19 protein-coding genes are annotated in these 17,906 nt (G+C 36.8%); 11 read left to right on the top strand and 8 right to left on the bottom strand.

Going from position 1 to position 17,906, the window contains the following annotated elements:
• Positions 1-2 precede the first annotated feature (2 nt).
• The 5 genes from JR005_RS10895 (at position 3) to JR005_RS10875 (ending at position 5,342) form a co-directional block, all read left to right on the top strand.
• The gene (locus tag JR005_RS10895) at positions 3-308 is read left to right on the top strand and encodes a hypothetical protein (protein WP_004998216.1); all 306 of its coding nucleotides are present in this window, start codon (positions 3-5) and stop codon (positions 306-308) included.
• A 329-nt stretch (positions 309-637) separates the two neighbouring features.
• Complete coding sequence (locus JR005_RS10890) at positions 638-2,011, top strand: ABC1 kinase family protein (protein ID WP_119686087.1); 1,374 nt, start codon at positions 638-640, stop codon at positions 2,009-2,011.
• A gap of 243 nt (positions 2,012-2,254) precedes the next feature.
• Positions 2,255-3,538, top strand: a complete 1,284-nt coding sequence (locus JR005_RS10885; protein WP_218665832.1) for an acyl-CoA dehydrogenase family protein — start codon at positions 2,255-2,257, stop codon at positions 3,536-3,538.
• Positions 3,539-3,553: 15 nt separating this feature from the next.
• Positions 3,554-4,759 (top strand): acyl-CoA dehydrogenase family protein, encoded by a 1,206-nt coding sequence (locus JR005_RS10880; RefSeq protein ID WP_218665029.1) that lies wholly within the window; start codon positions 3,554-3,556, stop codon positions 4,757-4,759.
• 91 nt (positions 4,760-4,850) lie between these two features.
• Positions 4,851-5,342, top strand: coding sequence for a GNAT family N-acetyltransferase (locus JR005_RS10875; protein ID WP_218665028.1), 492 nt, complete (start codon positions 4,851-4,853; stop codon positions 5,340-5,342).
• Between the two features lie 57 nt (positions 5,343-5,399).
• Here the strand turns inward: JR005_RS10875 and JR005_RS10870 are convergent, their stop codons facing one another.
• The gene (locus tag JR005_RS10870) at positions 5,400-6,635 is read right to left on the bottom strand and encodes an alkane 1-monooxygenase (protein WP_218665027.1); all 1,236 of its coding nucleotides are present in this window, start codon (positions 6,633-6,635) and stop codon (positions 5,400-5,402) included.
• Between the two features lie 186 nt (positions 6,636-6,821).
• Between JR005_RS10870 and JR005_RS10865 the strand changes: the two genes are divergently transcribed.
• Entirely contained in the window at positions 6,822-7,751 is a 930-nt protein-coding gene (locus tag JR005_RS10865; protein ID WP_218665026.1) for an AraC family transcriptional regulator, read from the top strand.
• A gap of 112 nt (positions 7,752-7,863) precedes the next feature.
• Here JR005_RS10865 and JR005_RS10860 read toward each other — a convergent pair whose 3' ends face one another.
• Complete coding sequence (locus JR005_RS10860) at positions 7,864-8,172, bottom strand: hypothetical protein (RefSeq protein WP_004988124.1); 309 nt, start codon at positions 8,170-8,172, stop codon at positions 7,864-7,866.
• A gap of 228 nt (positions 8,173-8,400) precedes the next feature.
• Positions 8,401-8,736 (bottom strand): hypothetical protein, encoded by a 336-nt coding sequence (locus JR005_RS14905; protein WP_004998228.1) that lies wholly within the window; start codon positions 8,734-8,736, stop codon positions 8,401-8,403.
• A gap of 582 nt (positions 8,737-9,318) precedes the next feature.
• Here JR005_RS14905 and JR005_RS10855 point away from each other — a divergent pair.
• The 3 genes from JR005_RS10855 to JR005_RS10845 all read left to right on the top strand — a co-directional run bounded on the left by JR005_RS10855 (position 9,319) and on the right by JR005_RS10845 (position 11,859).
• Positions 9,319-9,537, top strand: coding sequence for a hypothetical protein (locus JR005_RS10855; RefSeq protein ID WP_004988129.1), 219 nt, complete (start codon positions 9,319-9,321; stop codon positions 9,535-9,537).
• Between the two features lie 159 nt (positions 9,538-9,696).
• A complete protein-coding gene (locus JR005_RS10850; RefSeq protein WP_218665025.1) occupies positions 9,697-10,563 on the top strand; it encodes a VOC family protein in 867 nt (288 codons plus the stop codon).
• 495 nt (positions 10,564-11,058) lie between these two features.
• Positions 11,059-11,859: an undecaprenyl-diphosphate phosphatase gene (locus JR005_RS10845; RefSeq protein WP_044433439.1), complete on the top strand. Its 801-nt coding sequence runs from the start codon at positions 11,059-11,061 to the stop codon at positions 11,857-11,859.
• A 56-nt stretch (positions 11,860-11,915) separates the two neighbouring features.
• Here JR005_RS10845 and JR005_RS10840 read toward each other — a convergent pair whose 3' ends face one another.
• From JR005_RS10840 to JR005_RS10830, 3 genes are all read right to left on the bottom strand, one after another.
• On the bottom strand, positions 11,916-12,164 hold the full coding sequence (locus tag JR005_RS10840) for a DUF333 domain-containing protein (RefSeq protein ID WP_004988137.1): 249 nt from the start codon (positions 12,162-12,164) through the stop codon (positions 11,916-11,918).
• 72 nt (positions 12,165-12,236) lie between these two features.
• Positions 12,237-12,479, bottom strand: coding sequence for a hypothetical protein (locus JR005_RS10835; RefSeq protein ID WP_407078979.1), 243 nt, complete (start codon positions 12,477-12,479; stop codon positions 12,237-12,239).
• A 625-nt stretch (positions 12,480-13,104) separates the two neighbouring features.
• A complete protein-coding gene (locus JR005_RS10830) occupies positions 13,105-13,347 on the bottom strand; it encodes a hypothetical protein (protein ID WP_004998239.1) in 243 nt (80 codons plus the stop codon).
• A 521-nt stretch (positions 13,348-13,868) separates the two neighbouring features.
• Between JR005_RS10830 and JR005_RS10825 the strand changes: the two genes are divergently transcribed.
• Together JR005_RS10825 and JR005_RS10820 are read left to right on the top strand one after the other, a co-directional pair.
• Complete coding sequence (locus JR005_RS10825) at positions 13,869-14,927, top strand: linear amide C-N hydrolase (RefSeq protein ID WP_204471578.1); 1,059 nt, start codon at positions 13,869-13,871, stop codon at positions 14,925-14,927.
• Between the two features lie 36 nt (positions 14,928-14,963).
• Entirely contained in the window at positions 14,964-15,449 is a 486-nt protein-coding gene (locus JR005_RS10820) for a hypothetical protein (protein ID WP_204471577.1), read from the top strand.
• 60 nt (positions 15,450-15,509) lie between these two features.
• Here JR005_RS10820 and aroC read toward each other — a convergent pair whose 3' ends face one another.
• The gene (gene aroC, locus JR005_RS10815; protein WP_204471575.1) at positions 15,510-16,601 is read right to left on the bottom strand and encodes a chorismate synthase; all 1,092 of its coding nucleotides are present in this window, start codon (positions 16,599-16,601) and stop codon (positions 15,510-15,512) included.
• A 13-nt stretch (positions 16,602-16,614) separates the two neighbouring features.
• The gene (gene prmB / locus JR005_RS10810; RefSeq protein WP_218665024.1) at positions 16,615-17,625 is read right to left on the bottom strand and encodes a 50S ribosomal protein L3 N(5)-glutamine methyltransferase; all 1,011 of its coding nucleotides are present in this window, start codon (positions 17,623-17,625) and stop codon (positions 16,615-16,617) included.
• Between the last annotated feature and the right edge of the window lie 281 nt (positions 17,626-17,906).

The raw sequence follows: 17,906 nt of genomic DNA, 5'->3' as shown, positions 1-17,906 counted from the left end.
CAATGAGCTATAAACACAACAATCTTTTTGCAATGCGTGAAAACTATTGGAATGATGTAGATTCAGGCCATGTTAAAGCTGAGAAACAGTATTTTTGTGATGCCTTAAACTCTCATGGTGTTTTTGAAGATGCATCACTTGAAGATGCAAAGTATTTTTTCTTCACCTTACCAAGCATTATTATTGTCAAGGGCTATGCCTTAGGCTTTATGCATCGATCTGTTCAGGCCATGATTGATCAGCATATTTTAAGTCATGTCAATCAATTAAAAATGCGCGAGAGTCTTAAAATCAAGTTTCGTATGTAGAGTGTCAATCGATCTATTAGACCTCTTTCCTCATGGTTTAAATCTTCTTTATGTTTCTCCTAAATTAGGGAGAAATAAACATGTCTTGTAAAAAGACTATTGTTCACTTATTGACTGAATTTGCTTTTCTGCTTAACTCGAAGTTCGCGCAGATTGCATAAAAAACTGAGCTACAAATATGTTCACACCCTCAATTTGAATATTTTTTGTACTATCCAAAAATTTCAGATAAACATTCTTCCACTCTAACTGTTTTAATACGGTCATAGCATGTAATATTCGCTACAATTATACTCATTGACTCTGCATGACTTTAGCAAGGATTTTATATGTCTGATCAGAACGATAAGCTTAAGAACCTAAAAACATCATCTATGGATCGACGCTTATCTATCGCTAAAGCCTCATTGCTTGCGGGTACTCGCTGGGCAACGGCAAATGCGTCTTCTTTTTTCTCAAGTGATGAGGAAAAAGAAAAAAAACGTAAAAAAGCGATGACAGAACAGGCAAATTATTTAGTTTCAGAAATTGGAAAACTCAAAGGTTCGATTGTTAAAATCGGTCAGATGATGGCGCTCTACGGCGAACACTTTTTGCCAGAAGAAATTACTCAAGCACTTAATACACTTAATAACCAGACTGTTGCGCTCGCATGGCCAGCGATCAAAGAACATTTACAAGAACAACTCGGCGATAAACTTCATGAACTGACTATTGATCATGAACCGATTGGGACTGCATCACTGGCTCAGGTCCATCGTGCCACACGTAAATCTGATGGACTAGAATTGGTCTTAAAAATCCAGTATCCAGGCGTTGCCGAAGCGATTGATTCAGATATGAGCTTATTTAAAAATATGCTCAAGCTGACACGTATGGTGCCCCAAACCCGTGAATTTGATCAATGGTTTGAAGAAGTTCGTGAAATGATGCATCGCGAAGTCAGTTATGACATAGAATCAGCAACTACACGACGCTTTGCAGAACGTCTCAAACATGATCCTCGTTATGTCGTGCCGCATATTATTGATGATTATTGTACCGATAAAATTTTATGCATGACCTTTGAACGTGGTGTTCCAATCAATAGTCCCGTGATGCTGTCATTACCACAGGAACGTCGCAATCTGCTTGGAGAAGCATCGCTCGAAATCGCAGTTCGCGAAATTTTTGAATGGGGTGAAATGCAGACTGATCCAAACTTTGGCAATTATTTGGTACGTTTAGGCAACGGTGATGATATCAAGGACAAGATTGTATTGCTCGACTTTGGTGCTATTCGTCAGTTTGATGACCACCTGTTAAATGTCGCTCGCAGCTTAATCACAGCAGGCTATCATCATGATGCCGATGCCATGGTCAAAGCTATGACAGGCTATGAATTTTTTGATTCAATTCCACAAGCGATCAAACCCGACATGGCTAAAGTGTTTTTACTTGCCACTGAAGCCTTTAGCTGCCCTGAAAATAATCCTGAAATGCCACAAGGTTTGATGGATGAACAAGAACGTTATAACTGGAAAAAGAGTCAACTACATAGCCGCGTCATGCAACAAGCCAGCAAATCGATGGCATCGCGTTACTTTTCAGTTCCCCCTAAAGAGTTTATGTTTATCAGCCGTAAATTCATAGGTGCCTACACGTTTATGACCGTCATTGATGCAAGAACCAATGTCAGACAAATGATCCGCAAATACGCTTAACAATAGATAATTTATACTCGACTAGGTTGTAACTTTGTCAGCCTAGTCAATTCTTTAAATTGACTTTCCGATTCTTTTTTTATTTTCATATAAAATTCATAAGATTAGATTGATATCATCTTTCGTATTTTCCACTTATCAGCCTTAAATATCACTGTCAGCACTGACATGGTTTTTTGATTTAATGCATGTCAGCATAAAAACAATAATTAATACTGCGAAGGATGCAGCGCAATGACGAATATGGTCAATAAAGCCCAAGGTTTTGGACTTTCATTACTGACAAAAATGGCATCCAGTGATTTACTGGACCAATTTAAGCTACGCAAGTTAATAGAAAAATCACTTTACCAAGGTTCAAAAACAGGATTTAAAGCACTGAGTCATACTCAAAAAGCCTTTAAACCTCAAAATATTGATCGTCAACGCTTACCTAATCAGCAAAAAAACCTGTTTGATTTAAGCCTGACTGAAGAACAACAAATGACCGTTGAGGCCATGTCTCAATTTGCACAAGAAGTTTTAGCTCCACTTGCACATCAAGCCGATCATGATGCCAAATTCCCAGATCAACTTTGGCAATATATCGAAGATTTAGGACTTAATTACTATGCCCTTCCTGAAGCCTTAGGCGGTGTGGCAGCAGAACAAAATATTGTGAGTAATATCCTGATCGCAGAACATCTGGCACGGGGTGATTTTAGTTTAACCGCAGGATTACTCAGTACATTCAGCGTGATCAATGCACTGACCCGCTGGGGTTCCGAAGAGGTTCAATCAAAATATCTAACTGCTTTTGCCGCAGATAGCAAGATTCAGGCAACCTTTGCAGTACAGGAAAACACGCCTGCATTTAACCCATTTAAACTCAAAACCAAAGCCACGTTAACCCATGATCAGTTTTATATTACGGGCGAAAAAACTTTAGTCGTTTTAGGGGAAACGGCTGATTTATTGCTGGTCAGTGCGGATTTCAATGGTCAGGCCGATGTTTTCGTTGTAGAGCGTGACGATAGTATCCATTTAAAAAGCTCGCCTGCAATGGGACTTAAAGCTACTCAATCAGTCACATTGAACTTTCAAAATACACCCGCAACACGTTTGGGTGACCAAGAATTTGATTACAGCGCATTTATAGATCTAGGCAATCTAATGTGGTGTTCAATGGCAGTCGGTACATGTGAAACAGTCAAAGCCTACTGTATTACTTACGCCAATGAACGTACTGCATTTGGAGAACCAATTTCACATCGTCAAAGTGTCGCATTTATGATCGCGGATATGGCGATTGAAATCGATGCCATGCGTATGTTGATTTTAAATGCAGCAAGTCTGGCTGAAGCAGGTCAACCATTTCACCGTGAAGCATATCTGGCGCGTTTATTATGTGCTGAAAAATCCATGAAAATTGGCACAGATGGCGTACAAGTTTTAGGCGGTCATGGTTTTACCAAAGAACACCCTGTTGAGCGCTGGTATCGTGATTTACGTGCTACAGCAATTTTACATTCAGGTCTGCATGCTTAATCGGAGAAAAATTAAATGAACTTACAAAATCCTAAAAAATTTAAGATGCTGATTGATCAGGCGCATGAAGTTGCACTGAATGTTTTACGTCCTATTTCACGTAAATATGACAAAGCTGAACATGCTTATCCCAAAGAACTGGATATGCTCGCGTCATTGGTTGACGGGATGAATGAAGGTGGCGAAGGCATGAATGCTGGCGCGGCTGGAGCAGGAAAACGCAATGAAAGTCAGGATCAAGGCAACCGTAATGGCACCAATCTATCTACAGCACTCAGCATCATTGAAATGTGCTACGGAGATACAGGGCTATTACTGAGTATGCCCCGTCAAGGTTTAGGCAATTCAGCAATAGCAGCCGTTGCTAACGATGAGCAACTCGAACGCTTTAAAGGCACATGGGCTGCGATGGCGATTACCGAACCGGGTTGTGGTTCTGATTCTGCTGCCATTCGAACCACCGCCACCCAAGACGGTGACGACTATATCCTGAATGGTGAAAAAATCTTTGTGACCTCTGGCGAACGCGCTGACTCTGTTGTAGTTTGGGCAACACTGGATCGCAAATTAGGTCGTGCCGCCATTAAATCCTTTGTGGTTCCTAAAGGTACACCCGGCATGAAAGTTGAGCGTCTGGAACATAAATTAGGGATTAAAGCCTCAGATACAGCGGCGATTAGCTTTATCGACTGTCGTGTTCCTGCGGCCAATTTGTTAGGCAATGCTGAAGTCGATGTCACCAAAGGTTTTGCGGGTGTGATGGAAACGTTTGACAATACCCGCCCGCTGGTTGCAGCAATGGCCGTCGGTTGTGCCAAAGCCTCACTAGAGCGTATTAAAGAAATTTTTAAAGATGAGCTTGAAGCAGACTATGCAACGCCTTATTTGCAGACCTCTAATATTGCTGCTCAAATCTATCGGATGGAAGCTGAATGGGAAGCTGCACGCTTGCTGACTTTAAAAGCCACATGGATGGCAGATAATAAAAAGCCAAATTCCAAAGAAGCTTCTATTGCCAAAGCCAAAGCAGGTCGAATTGGCAACGATATTACCTTAAAATGTGTCGAGTTGGCAGCCAGCGTAGGTTATAACGAAGATGAATTATTGGAAAAATGGGCACGTGACTCTAAGATTCTAGATATTTTTGAAGGAACACAGCAAATCCAGCAACTGATTATTGCACGTCGTGAACTCGGTAAATCTTCCAGTGAATTAAAATAATTTTCAACAATATTTCATTGAAAATAAATCGACTTGAGTGGAATCTGGATTTAAGCTAAATTCGATTCCACTTTTTTATTCATACTTATCAATGTATTTTATACGTCCTATCCAAACCAAGGATAATCCCCAAATTGCTCAGGTCATCCGTGAAGTCTCAAAAGAATATGGTCTAGCCACAGATGCAGGATTTGCAGTTTCGGACCCAATACTGGATCAAATGTCTGAGGTTTATCATCATCCCAACAGTCAATATTGGGTGATTGTAGATCAACATGATAACGTGTTGGGTGGTGGTGGCATTGCGCCATTATTGGGAGATTCCACTTTACTCGAAATTCAAAAAATGTATTTCCTGCCTGTCTTACGCGGTCAGGGTTTTGCTAAAAAACTTTTACAGCAATGTTTTGATTTCGCCAAAACACAAGGTTTCCATGATTGTTATCTGGAAACAACAGCAGCACTTAAAGAAGCAGTCAGTTTGTATGAAAGATTGGGCTTTCAACACTTAGCTCAACCACGTGGTCAGACTGGTCACAGTCAAGCCTGTGAAATCTGGATGCTAAAAGCGTTGGAAGCTTAAACTATAAAAAAAGCCCTAAACACAATTAGGGCTGTTCAAGGAAAACTTAGATAAAACTTATGAGTTGGTCGAGTTTTCTTCAGTTTGCAATGATTTATCGACCAAACCAAACTTCGCAAAAATTTTAGCGCGACGTTTAGGATAAATATTGGCTTTATTCAAATCACCTTTGTAGTGATCAAAAACACGTTTATCCATCATCTTAAACCACATTGACGGAATCAATGCAGGCAATAACATACTCGCATAACCACTTGGCAGCTCAGGCGCTTCATCAAAATGACGCAATGCCTGAAATGGACGAGTTGGATAAGCATGATGATCTGAGTGACGTTGCAACTGATATAAAAATAAATTAGTCACGATGTTATTGTTGTTCCAACTATGCTCTGGCATGGTACGCTCATAGTTACCGTCAGCTTTTTTCTGACGCAATAAACCATAGTGTTCAATATAGTTAATGATTTCAAACAAGCTGATGCCATAAAATGCCTGAGTTGCTAGATAAGGAATTGCCCCTTTTCCAAACAATTTAACCATTGAGGCATGGAAAGTGGCACTCATTGCCCAACCTTGTAGCAGTTCATTATCTTTAGACCAGAACTGTTTACCCTTACGTTTTAATCGGTTGGTTTCAATTTCAATAGCTGATTTTAAAGAACCCAATACCGTACGAGGCCAAAACTCATAAAATGTCTCTCCCATTTGTGAAGATGCTGGATCTTCAGGTGTCGCAGCACGTTTATGATGTCCATAAGGATGTTCAACGCGGAAATGGTTATATCCTGTCGGAACAAGGGCCATATGAGACAAGAGATGATCAATCCGGTCTTGTTTATGACTGAGTTCATGTGCAGTATTAATCGCAATACCGTTCACCGCTCCCATAGAGATACCAATTAAAATTTTATCTAAAAATGAGGTTTCTTTACTGCTGGCAATATAACAGGCATAAACATTTGCGGCATATTGTAATGGAATAAAAGTTTTGACTAAAGTGGCATAATATGGATCATTTTCCAGTAACTTAATATCTTCATTAGTCGGATTATTAGCATCTTTACCAATAATGGTATCAATGGTCGGAATAATCACATGTAATACAATTGGACCACCTAAAGCAAAAAGCTTTTTCAATGGACGTGGTGCAAATTGATAACCCGCTAAAATACCAATCCCAATGGCAGGTAAAGCTGGCCCTAACATCCACATATAACGTTTACGATCTAATTCTAATTTTGACTTTGAAGCTACCGTGAGCAATTCTTGCTGGACTTTTACTGAAGCATTCATGTCTCGCATCCTTTCTTTCTTGATATCTGTATCTTGTTGAATTTATACTTTGAAAGACAGTTGCATGCGTCCAAAAAACCTATGTAAAAGTCTTTGGCATTTTCGACCATTTTTTTGTCCTAAAATCACATTTTTTATCTGATTGCTTTTGTCTTTCAATACTGGAAAAAGAAACTTAAAACGAATATGGATGCATTAAGCAAAATTTTTGACGATATTCATTTAAATAAATCTGAATATATTTATATAAAAGCGCAGGGAGAATGGGCATTTTCCATGCAGGAACAGCATGCTGTTATTGCGCATATTATTTTAATGGGTTCTATTCATTTTAAAATTGATTCAAATACCAGTTTAACTGCACAGGCTGGCGATATTGTTTTAATTCCATCTGGAAATGCCCATCATGGCTCAAATAGTCAGGACAACAAACTGATTGATAGTTTAGATGTTAGTGATTTTTTTAAAGGTCATCGGGACGATGCAATTGAAATCGGAACTCGATCCTCTGAATCTGCATTAATTTTTACGGTACGTTGCCATATTGATACTTTGATGGCACGACCTTTACTCAGTGCACTTCCCTCTTATATTCATATTCATCATGCCATGAGTTCGACTGGGCCAGAATGGCTGCGAGTCGGCTTGTACTTTGTGGCACTAGAAACGCAACGGATCCTACCCGGCCGCGATAAAATTTTTGATCATTTGATGAGTATTTTGTTGATCGAATGTGTCAGAGATTATATTTCTCAGCTTGATGATCAAGGCTCGTGGTTGAATGCCTTAAGTCATCCTGAGCTTTCCAGTGCACTTGCTGTAATACATGGTCGTCCAGAACACCCTTGGACAGTTGAATCCCTTGCAGAACAATGCTGCATGTCTCGTTCAAAATTTGCCAGTCTGTTTCAAAGCATCATTCATGAAACACCCTTAGCATATTTACAACAACATCGTTTACGTCTTGCCAGCCAGTTATTAAGAGAGAGTAATCTCACGATTCAAAAGATTGCCAATAATGTCGGCTACTCTTCGGAAACCGCGTTTAGTCAAGCATTTAAGCGACAATTTGATCTTTCACCCAAACAATATCGACAAAACTATATGCAAGATTAGATAACGCTGTAATTTTATAAAACTTAAGCTAAGTCTTCACTTACTTTTATTGGATAAATCACAGTCTTCCTGCCATTTATTGTTTTGTAAACAGCGATCTAGTACCTAAAACTTATTCTGGAGCCATACAACGATCATAATAAGACTTGCCAAAAGCCTGAGTCGCTTGCTCTTTGGCAGTATCAGTATTTAACTGTTTTTCTGTATAGGCATCTTCAACAATATCCATATAAAACTCTTTGGTTTCTTCGGAACTAAATTCTTGTGAAATTCGCTGTTGAGTCGAATAAGGTACACCATCTTGACGTTGTTGCATCACTGCTGCTGCGACTTCTGCAATTTGTTGACACTCCTGATCTGGAGACAAGGCAAAAGCAAAGTTAGGCACAACCAAACAGGCAATAAAAAAAACTCTTAACATTACAATCCTTCATTAAAATTTTTATGCCATACCCTTGCTGTTTAGGGTAAAGCAACCGTTTTTTGATTCAAAAATATCTGCGTTATAATATATTTTAATAATATTAAAAACATCTTTTTTTATCTTAGTTAGATCTTTTATTAAAACTTGAATTTATAATGATTATTGGAAATAATGTATTCTTTTATCTACAAGATAAAATAAATACTGGCTTTATTTGTTTAAAAATTAATCCATTCCTATAGGCTGATTAATTTTGATTTGTATATTTTTTAGCTTTGGCATCATCGTGGTAATTGTAAAATAGACCAACAGCGTAATTAAAAACATAAGAACCACTTCCATGGTCTGACTTATACATAACATTGCACCAAAAAACAGCGCAAATAGAGTCATACATAACTTGATCTCCTTAAAATATAAGGTGATAAAAGTTCCAAAAATAACTGAAGAAACAACAAGGTTTATGATTTTCATAAATCCTAAATAATTAAAAACAATGAGCATTAGGCATAAACAAACGATGGATAATAAAAATACAAATATATTTTTAATGATGAACATACCAATACCCTATAGATTAGTGATTGAATAATTATCTCTCCTCCTCCCCCAAAGAGGAGAGATATTGGCACATCAATTGATTATTTGAGATTCTTCTCTATTATTTAGACGATTTATATTAATAAAGATATCTTTATTATTTTTTCCAGATCTCTCAGTTAATATTCAGCTTTCTATTTAATAGTCAAGATGCCTTTTTGATGTGCTGGAGTGAGTATAGTTTCATGAGATTTCAAATGAATAAGCTTTTGGCTTACAAGATTGTGAGAAATAGCTTACAATTGTATAATTAGTAAGCATTTTTTACAATTTAAAATTAAAAAAAATTTATTAAATATCAAAATCTTATATTGATAATTAAATTAAATTTGATTTTTACAACTTAACAAAAGACAACACTACATTTACAGTAAATTTCATGTATTAACTCTATTTCTTGTCTCATTTTTTAAGTCTATTTATTTAAAATTTAAAAGATTTCATTATTTTTATAAAATTTGAACAGTTACCTAAGGTCTGTGTTGACTTAAGTGTAAGGCTCAAGTAGAACTGGTCTCAATACTTTCCATCACATGATTCACAATGGCAAAACGTAAATATAGTAAAGAGCTTTTCAATGTTAGACGTATTAATCGACAATGGTGGGTGCTCCTTTATTCACCTGAATCAGGTCTTATAGAAAAGACTGAGAAGACTAAAACGCGGAGTCAGGCGAACCAATATGCAGATGACTACACTGAAAAATACTATGTTGATTTATATTTAAAACAACAACTTGAACAACAAAAGTCATCTTCTTAATGATTAATTTTGGTATTGGATTGATTCCTGTACCAAAATGCTCTACATAGATGTTAGTCGCGTTTATTTTCAATCTTGATGTATAGTTTTATATTTTTGGTTAATATTCACCCAATTTACTGATAAAATAATCATCAACACAATAAAAAAAGTATAACGATGAATAATGATATCTATCCCTGTGTATGGTTAAAATCTGGCCGCAATGAGGCAGCAGAATTTTATAGCTCATTGTTTAACGCGCAGCTACTGCAAACCAATGACTATGTGTCACAACTCTCTATTTTTAATCAAAGATTAATGCTACTCAGTGGTGGACCTGATCTTGAATTTCAGATTAATCCATCTATCTCCTTGATGTTATTAAGCCAGTCTAGTGAGCAAATCCAATATTATTGGGATCAATTGATCGATGGCGGTTCAATTTTAATGCCTTTGGATCGTTATCCTTGGAGCGAGATGTATGGCTGGGTGCAGGATCGGTTTGGCGTTTCATGGCAACTTTATTTGGATACAAGAGAAGACTTAAATACTCAACAGTTGATTCCAACGTTAATGTTTACTGAAGACAATGCGGGAAAAGCACTGCATGCAATGCAATTTTATACGCAAATTTTCCCCAATTCTGAAGTCAGTGGCATCATGCGTTATAAAGACGGAGAAAATCGTTCAGAGAATCCTGAATATGTACAACACGCGCAATTTATAATTGATGATTATATTTTATATTGTATGGATTCCTCTTATTCACATCATTTCAGTTTTAACCAAGGGATTTCCCTAGTTGTAGAAACGTCAAGCCAAATGGAAACGGATCACTTATGGTCTGCGTTATTACAACATGGTGGTCAAGCGATGCAATGTAGTTGGCTGAAAGATCAATTCGGCATACATTGGCAGATTGTTCCGAAACGTCTGATTGAGTTAATTAATAGCCCAGATTCCGAAATTTCCCAACGCGCCATGAATGCGATGTTTCGTATGCAAAAAATTAATATTCAGGAAATTGAAGATGCAATCAAATGATCAATCATTCTGTTTAGATCACTGGTCAGTGTGATTGATACAGAATTGCACTTAACGACTTTAATAAAAAAACCCATTGCTCAACACAATGGGGTTGTTAAGGATCACGCTGTACAGACTACTGAAGTAGTCTTTTTATTTCTGGCAAGCCCATGAAACTTTCCAGTGGCGCTAATATACAAGAACGCAAAATCAATTACAAATGATTCTCATTAATTTAAATGATATTTTATAAATTCCCTACTCCTGAGACTGGAAAAAAGCATTAGCTTCTCACTGAGGATAAAATTTTCACAAATATTAACAATGGAAACCGAACCATCTATTCGATCCTTGCGTTAATGCGTATACAATTTTGAACTTTAAGAAAACTGTATTTCTTAAAAAAGAATAAAAGTAAGGCTGTTATGATTTGAAAAATATTTAGTTTTTTACTTACACTCTCACCTTTCTTTTTAATTAATATCATTAAATCTGATTCATGAGTAATCATCCATGCAACACCTTGAAGCCTTTAAGGCTCTCTTTTTAGGACTAATTGAAGGCCTAACTGAGTTTTTACCTATTTCTAGTACTGGACACCTTATTCTTTTTGGTCATCTGATTGATTTTCATTCTGATAGTGGACGTGTGTTTGAAGTCGTGATTCAGTTAGGTGCAATTTTGGCAGTTTGCTGGTTATACCGACAAAAAATCGTCGATTTGATTAAAGGTTTTTTTAGTGGGGATGCAGAGGCGCGGCACTTTTGTATTAGTGTTTTGATTGCTTTTTTTCCTGCGGTCATTATTGGTGTGATGGCCGTCGATTTTATTAAATCTGTACTGTTTAGCCCTTTAGTTGTCGCCATTGCATTGATTGTGGGTGGTCTAATTATTTTCTGGGCAGAATCCATCAAGTTTGATCATAAAACTACGGAAGCCACTCAAATCACCTTTAAACAGGCTTTATTGGTTGGTCTAGCTCAATGTGTTGCCATGATCCCTGGGACATCAAGATCTGGTGCAACGATTGTAGGTGGGATGTTTGCAGGGCTTTCACGTAAAGCAGCGACCGAGTTCTCTTTTTTTCTGGCGATGCCTACAATGCTCGGTGCAGCAACCTTTGACTTAATTCGTAATGCAAATGTACTCACCGCGGATAATATGACCAATATTGCACTTGGTTTTATCACGGCTTTTCTCGCTGCATTATTTGTAGTAAAAGCTTTAGTGCGTTTTGTGGAAAAACATACTTTACGTGTTTTCGCTTGGTATCGGATTGCTTTGGGTTTGATTATTATGTTTGTAATGTTATAAATTTTGACCCATAAAAAGGCTCAGAATGCTTATGTTTTCTGAGCTTTTTTTGTACTTTATTTTTGAGGATGATCTTGTCTAAATAATTGCCATTCTTCAATGACACGACCGTCTGGTAAAATACAATTGGCATAAGCATCACCATTTGCATTTTTTTTCATCTCCAACTTACCGCCTTGGTCGATACAGTACTGACTTGCTGGATTAGGCATTCCAATTTTTTGTGGCGTAGGTGTCTTGGTTGTGCTACAAGCAGATAAAACAAGAGTACCGCCACATAAAATAAATAAGATCTTTTTAGTCATTATTTGATTTCACACTTCAACTTAAACTTTATAGATTATCCGCGATTTTAAACTTTAAACTGTTAAATTTAGTTAGTTCATTGAAATCATTTTCACTAAAATGTGTTGAGATTCATCATTTTCATCATAGGTTTGTTTGCGTATCAACTCTTTATACTTGACCCGAAAATCACGCCCATTAAAAGTCACCACAGAAGGTATATTGTCAAAATATGTACTCCCCGCATCCAGATGCTCTTCATGTAAAGCAGTTCCGAGTTGATAATCATCACCTTTGAGCACGACATATTTTACTGTTGTTCTCATTTTATCCATACTATTTAAACCTTTTCAGCTTATTGTTTACTGCTTTACAAAGCTTGACCAGATATATAAACAATTAATAAACAAAACAATTCTTAAAAAATAATCAATTTGAATAGACTTCTTTCGTAGCTTACTTTTATTTGTCCTAATGGGAGAAAAATAAAGAGGGTTAAACAATCATGAAAGAAGTCTAATGCCAAGCTTTTATGAAATACTATTCACCCGATCTACTGCTAAGTCAATCGGAAAAGTCGGTAGGACCGTAATCTTAGTTTCCATAGAAACTCAACCATACCTTGTGTATATTGGAAGATAATCTATGTTTTTTCTGGGGATATGGCCTTATATACGTATTTTTTGAGTATATTGTAAAGACTAAATTGGAATAATTGAATGAGCCTGAGTTCAATGATCAAACTTAGCACTCTCATCAAAACATTTTTTCTTTAAAATTATTATCAAATACAAAGGTCAATAACCTGATTGCCAATAGAATCATTGGCAATCTTTAAAAAGATTTCGAAACAATGAAAAAATTTTGAAAACACATAATATCGAACAACATTTGGAACAAATTCAAATGATAAGCCATTCAAAAAATGGCTTATTTCTCAAAAGATTATTTTGACAATCATTAACTTGATTCAATTTTAAGTTGATATTCATCTTGAGTAATTTTTATTTTTAATTTTCGATACTTACGTTTATTCGGATCTAAAGCAGATTCTAGTATTTCGCTTTTGAACTTAGCATCATTCATTAGTTCAGCATATATTTTATAACCTATTAAAATTTTACTGGGCTTTTCTTTAGTATCTTTAAAATCATCAATAATATTATTTAAATAATCTAAGTTAGTCTCATTGGTTTTTTTCATTGCGCAATGCCCTTTGATTTTCAAATTAATTTAACATTCAATTTTTACAAAAATATGAATGAGTGCTGCTTTTTGATATAGATTTTGAGCATAAAAAAAACCTGCCACTTGGGGAAGAAGCAGGCTATAAAACGCACAAATGGTAAATCGAGTACTCTCTTGATCTTAACAAAATTGGCTAAATATTTGTATTCATTAAACATCTGATATCACATCAAATAAAATTGATACTAAAAAAATTATTATGAGCAAATTCTGATATTTAAGAACTGAGTAGATTAAACTTATTATATTAAAAACATACAGACCAGTCTACATAAAGTTAAAATAATATTAAAATATATAATTCCTCTAAAAAATAAATTAATTTTTACTTATAAAATATTAAATAAACGAACTGCCATGAAGCATTTATGCTGAAATTTGTTAAAAAATCATCTATTCAAAATAAATCACGCTAAATTAACCAATGACATAACTCATAAAAAAGCATTAAAAATACTTCACAAGAGGACATGACAATGATTAAAAAAGCACTCATAAGTAGTTTAATCGGCGGTAGTTTATTTTGGGTATCCCTTACAGCAGAAAGTTGTACGCGGGTGGTGTATCAAGGGAATAACCAAACCATTATTACTGCCCGCTCTATGGACTGGAAACAGGATGTCGGCACCAACTTATGGATTTTGCCTAGTGGTGTAAAACGCAGTGGCAATGTGGGGAAAAATTCGATTCATTGGACCTCTAAATATGGCAGTGTAGTTGCAACAGGATACGATATTTCAACTACAGATGGTGTCAATGAAGCAGGCTTAAATGCCAACTTGCTTTGGCTTGTTGAATCTCAATATCCAGATCGAACCAAATCAGATAAACCCAAACTGACAATTGCTGCGTGGGCGCAATATGTCCTAGATAATTTTGCAACTGTCGATGAAGCAGTTAAAGCTCTACAAAAAGAACCCTTTATTATCGTTACTGATGCCGTGCCAGGTGAGAAACGTTTAACGACCTTGCACTTATCTATTTCTGATAAAACAGGAGACAATGCAATAGTTGAATACATTAACGGTAAACAAGTTATTCATCATGATTCAAGTTATCAAGTAATGACCAACTCTCCTATTTTTGATGAGCAACTTGCACTCAATGAATATTGGAAACAAATTGGTGGAACGATTTTTCTTCCAGGCACCAATCGCGCATCAGATCGTTTTGCCAGAGCTTCTTTTTATATCAATGCGATTCCTAAAAATGATGATCCTAAAGAAGCACTTGCCTCCGTTTTCAGTGTTATTCGGAATGTCTCTGTCCCTTATGGGCTGAATACTCAAGAAGAACCCAATATCTCTTCAACCCGCTGGCGTACGGTCGTTGATCATAAGCGTAAACTTTACTTTTTCGAATCTGCGCTTTCACCCAATAGTTTCTGGGTCGATCTTAACAAAATTAATTTCAAAGATGGGGTGACACGTAAGTTAGATTTAGGTAAAAATCAAGAGAATATCTATGCAGGTGATGCAACAGCACAATTCAAAACGGCACCACCCTTTCATTTTCTGGGCATAGATGAAGATTAAGAAAATGAATACAACATATTTAAGGGGAAATCTGAAATGAAAAAAATAGTTGGACTAATGACAGCTTTCATTTTATTACACGGTTGTGCCACTGTTCCTGAAAATAAAAGTAACACTGATCGATTAGCTACAGCAGGATTATTACTATGTAAACCCAATGAACAGTGTCCGATTATGGCGGCCTCATGGAATTCGGAGAATAAAAATCAACTTCGTATTGATGTGCGTTTAAATAGTAGTTATCTCTATTATGATATCAAAAAAATAACTTTTATCGTGGATGGTAAACATCTGAGTTATACCCCAACACAACCCACTGAACTTGAATATATCAGCCGTTTAGAACCGAAACGCTCATCGAACCATATTGTAGTTCCAAACAGTTTTTTAAATGACTTTAAAAATGCAAAACGCATTGATGTTCAAATTAGTACAGACCACGGTGCCATCAAACGACCAATGTATATTGATGGTCGAGCTTCATCTGCTTACCAAAATTTTGTCAGTGTATATTCTTCTTAAATCTGTTTTGCAATAAAAACTCACCGAAAGATGCTGGTGAGTTTTTTATATAAGACTAACTTAAGATTCGATTGGTGCAAATGGAACAACGACATCCGCATTTTGCGCACGGTTTCTCATGAAGTGATCCATCAAAACAATCGCAAGCATCGCTTCCGCAATAGGTGTTGCCCGAACACCCACGCAAGGATCATGACGACCTTTGGTTAATACGTCGGTATTTTCACGATCCAGATTAATGGTTTTACCTGAAGTGGTAATACTTGCGGTTGGTTTAAGTGCAATAGCGACACGAATAGTCTGCCCACTAGAAATACCACCTAAAATACCACCTGCATGATTAGCAAGAAAACCGTCTGTGGTTAACTCATCTCGACTTTCATGACCAAACTGACCTGCTACAGCAAAACCATCACCAATTTCTACACCTTTTACAGCGTTGATGCTCATCATGGCATGTGCAATATCAGCATCTAAACGGTCAAATACAGGCTCACCCCAACCCACTGGAACTTTTTCGGCTAAAATTTCCAGTTTTGCGCCACAGCTTGTACCTTGTTCACGTAAAGAAGTCACTAAGGCTTCAAAACGCGGTACGGCAGCAACATCACCACAGAAAAATGGATTATTTGGAACTTCAGTCCAGTCCAGTTTTTCTGCAATTTCATGACCAATTTGGGTGACATGACCACGAATCATGATACCAAATTTTTCAGACAAATATTTTTTTGCAATTGCACCCGCTGCAACACGCATTGCTGTTTCGCGCGCACTCGAACGTCCGCCACCACGATAATCACGGAAACCATACTTTTGCGTATAGGTATAATCCGCATGTCCCGGGCGAAAGGTTTGAGCAATATTGCCATAATCTTTCGATTTCTGGTCTGTATTGCGAATGAGTAAACCAATTGATGTTCCTGTCGTTTTACCCTCAAAAACCCCTGAAATAATTTCAACTTCATCAGGTTCTTTACGCTGCGTTGCAAATTTGGAGGTTCCCGGTTTACGACGATCTAAATCTTTTTGCAAATCTTCTTCACACAGCTCAAGTCCCGGTGGAACACCATCGACAATCGCCATTAAACCGACACCATGTGATTCACCGCAGGTGGTCACACGAAAGAGTTGTCCAATACTATTCCCTGCCATATTTACAACTCCTTTAAGCTTCTAAAGATTCTTGAAATAAACGCTGATAACGGCGGCATTGCTCTGCGGTTAAAGCAAAAATACCTGAACCACCTTTTTTAAAGGTCAACCAGTGGAAGTCAATGGTATGAAAATTCTGACGCATTGCCCATTCAGAATTACCCACTTCAATGACAATTAAACCATCTTCAGTTAAATAATCTGCCGCTTGAGCCAACATTTTACGTACCAGATCCAAACCATCCTGACCTGCTGCCAAAGCCAGTTCTGGTTCATGTAAAAATTCTTCAGGCAAATCTGCCATATCTTCAGCATCTACATAAGGCGGATTACTAACGATTAAATCATATTGATTTTCGGCAGGAATTTTTGAAAATAAGTCAGACTCTAATAGCGCAACTTGATATTGTTTATCGTGATGCTCTGTATTAATCGCAGCGACTTCAAGCGCATCTTTGGAAATATCAGTTGCATCCACTTCCGACTCTGGAAATGCATAAGCCAAAGCAATTGCGATGCAGCCTGAACCTGTACACATATCTAAAATACGTTGTGGAGTTTTAGGATTTGAGTTTTCAGGTAAATTATTTATTGCCTCATTCATATTGCCATGTTCATCCAGACAATACGGCGCAAAACGCTGTTCAATCAGTTCAGCAATAGGTGAACGCGGAATTAACACACGTTCATCGACATAAAAGGGCTTGTTGGCAAAGTAAGCTAGATTGAGCAAATAAGAGGTCGGAATACGCTCATTAACACGGCGCTCAAGCAAACTTAAAAATTCAGCTTTTTCACTTGGTAAAAGTTTTGCATCCAGAATCTCGGCATCTGCGGCCCATTCTAAAGAAAGCGTTTGTAAAACTAGCGCAGAGCTTTCTGCAAAATAATCTTCGGTTCCCTGACCTAAATGAGCATCGTATTGACGTAATGCAGTCACTCCAAAACGGATAAAATCACGAATTGTTGTTAAGTTTTCTGCGGCTTCCTGTAAGTGTTCAGGATTAATGGTCGGTCGCTCCACTCAGGGGTCTCCAAAAGATGATGATGCAAAACGGCTTATGATACCTTGTTTTGTCTTGCTTTTTAATGCCTAAAGCGAGTGGATTCAATTTTAAATCAAGTTGACTTATTGCTCTTTTTAAATCAATATTTTTCTTACTCTTTAATAATATAATAAAATCATACGCTTATGATTTAACTTATTTTTAAAGCATAATATCAAATTATTAAATTAACTCATTGTTATTAAATGATTTATTAATAAGATTTTATAGCTTTCTATCGCATAGATAGCTTAGAAAT

It is taken from the genome of Acinetobacter sp. Colony158 (assembly GCF_019264745.1).
Classification (GTDB): Bacteria; Pseudomonadota; Gammaproteobacteria; order Pseudomonadales; family Moraxellaceae; genus Acinetobacter; species Acinetobacter ursingii.
This window is presented reverse-complemented; position numbering and strand designations above follow the sequence as displayed.